The sequence below is a fragment of the Bacillus sp. JJ1127 genome, assembly GCF_036965845.1.
Classification (GTDB): domain Bacteria; phylum Bacillota; class Bacilli; order Bacillales; family Bacillaceae_G; genus Bacillus_A.
This window is the reverse complement of record NZ_JBALQK010000293.1, coordinates 13894-16488: the sequence shown is the minus strand read 5'-3', so window position 1 is coordinate 16488 and position 2595 is coordinate 13894. Positions and strand designations below refer to the sequence as shown.

Annotated in this window: 2 protein-coding genes; both read left to right on the top strand. The window is 35.4% G+C overall.

Annotated features, from left to right (window positions below):
* Nucleotides 1–247 precede the first annotated feature (247 nt).
* Complete coding sequence (locus V7183_RS22920) at nucleotides 248–1789, top strand: MDR family MFS transporter (RefSeq protein WP_335360950.1); 1542 nt, start codon at nucleotides 248–250, stop codon at nucleotides 1787–1789.
* Nucleotides 1790–1876: 87 nt separating this feature from the next.
* Nucleotides 1877–2434, top strand: a complete 558-nt coding sequence (locus V7183_RS22915; RefSeq protein ID WP_335360949.1) for a PadR family transcriptional regulator — start codon at nucleotides 1877–1879, stop codon at nucleotides 2432–2434.
* Nucleotides 2435–2595 lie beyond the last annotated feature (161 nt).

Genomic DNA, 2595 nt, shown 5'->3' with positions numbered 1-2595 from the left:
AAAATTCAATACATATCTCCTTTTTAACTACCTTGAAGAAAAGAAACTTTTGACGGGTAAAAAAAGTTTACCTTTTAGTCAAATTTGACTATAATATGAGTTATGATTTCTATTCTTTCTTTATAAATAAGCGCAGGGAGAGAAAGACTGTACATAAAGGTATTCTTCATTATGTACTTCATCTTTTGGAAAATACATCCTTTGAAAGATTAAATCAGTTCATTTTTATACTAAAGGAGGATTATGTTTGGAGACACAAATATCTCAAAACAAAATAAGTAAAACAAAGTTTGTTGTTGCAGGATTATTACTTGGTATTCTGATGGCAGCAATGGATAATACGATCGTTGCAACTGCGATGGCAACAATTGTTGGAGACCTAGGAGGATTTGATAAATTTGTTTGGGTCACATCAGCTTATATGGTAGCAACAATGGCTGGAATGCCTATTTTCGGGAAGCTTTCTGATATGTATGGGCGGAAACGTTTTTATATTGGTGGATTACTCCTCTTCTTATTTGGTTCTATTCTTTGTGGTACAGCAACAAGCATTGAACAGCTAAGTATTTACAGAGCAATCCAAGGTATTGGCGGCGGTGCTCTTATGCCAATCGCATTTACAATTATGTACGATATATTCCCACCTGAAAAACGAGGAAAAATGACAGGGCTATTTGGAGCTGTTTTCGGAACATCGAGTGTTTTCGGTCCTTTATTAGGTGCTTATATTACTGATTATATAAGCTGGCACTGGGTTTTCTATATTAATATTCCATTAGGACTTATCTCTTTCTTCTTCATTTCTAAGTACTACAAAGAGTCATTACAGTATAGAAAACAAAAAATTGATTGGGCTGGTGCTATTACACTTGTAATAAGCATTGTTTGCTTAATGTTTGCATTAGAACTTGGCGGTAAGGAATATGCATGGGATTCCAATATAATTATTGGTTTATTTACAACATTTGCTATTATGCTTATCATTTTCTTCTTCGTGGAAAGAAAAGCAACAGAACCAATTATTTCTTTCCATTTATTTAAAAAACGTTTATTTGCAGCAAGCCAAGGTGTAGCCTTTTTCTACGGAGCAGCTTTTATTATTTGTACAGTGTATATTCCAATCTTCATTCAAGGTGTTCTGGGAGGTTCTGCATCCAATGCTGGATTAATTTTAACACCGATGATGGTAGGTTCTGTAATTGGAAGCCAAGCAGGTGGACAATTGGCTTCACGAACAAGTTATCGTAACATTATGCTGATCTCTGGTACATTTTTTGTAGTTGGTATCTATTTACTCAGCACTTTAACAATGGAGACATCACGCACACTCGTAACAGTCTTTATGATTCTTGCTGGGCTTGGGGTTGGCTTCTCTTTCTCAGTTTTAAGTATGTCTTCTATTCACAATTTAGAAATGAGAGATCGAGGCTCTGCCACATCAACAAACTCATTCTTCCGTTCTCTCGGAATGACTCTCGGTGTAACAATCTTTGGTACCATTCAAAACCATATTTTCACCGATAAATTAAAAGCGGTTTTCCCTCCAGAATTAGCAAAACTGGCACCAAAAAGTGGAGACACAAGCTTTTTATTATCACCACATGCTACTGAAAAAATTCCACCGGAAATACTTAGTGGAATTAAACAAGCGCTTGCGACATCTATTGCTAATACATTTTTATGGGCGCTTATTCCAGCTATCCTAAGTATTATCTGTATTACACTAATGGGAAAAGATCGTCTTTTCACTGGAACAAAAAAAAAAACAAAAGCAAGTAAGTTAGTATAGTAAAACATGCAGCGGTATATCTCTTTATCGAAAGAGATATACCGTTTATAATATGTATAAAGTTTATAATACAGGAGTTGAGACAGCGTGAGCATGAAATTAGTCATTCTCGGCTTACTACTCGAAGGAGATAAACACCCCTATGAAGTGCAACATATAATGAAAGAACGCCAAATGGATTGTTATATTAAATATGCAAAAGGATCCCTCTATTACGCCTTTGAACAATTAGAAAAACAAGAGGCAATTGCGGTTACAGATGTTGTACGAGATACAAATCGACCAGATAAGACGATTTTTCATATAACCGAAACTGGAAGAGAACTTTTCTATACACTGCTTTTAAAACAATTCGAGGCAAAAAATCAAATATATAAACCAATCTATTCAGCACTATCTTTCGCTCATTTTGGTGATGAAAAAACAATCGTTCCTATTTTAGAAAAAAAGAGAGAGGACACGATTCAACATTTACATACGATGCAATCAATATACGAACATAGCAAGACACACGTTACACGTGCACAACTTTATATTTTAAAAAGTGTTATTGAACATATTACAGTTGAATTGCATTGGTTAAATGAACTCCATAAAGATGCAAGTGCTGGTCGCCTTTTTGAAATAGGAATGGATGCAAAGTGAGACTTCTATCAGTGAGGCTTTTCCTCACTGATAATTAGCCTTACCATCCGCCTCTTTATACTCTCTATTATCGCTTCTCTTTCATGTCAACTACCCACCACTTAAACGCTAACACGTTTTGAAGTGAGGGCTTATAAAAAGTCCTGGTTGTCTAGCCTCAG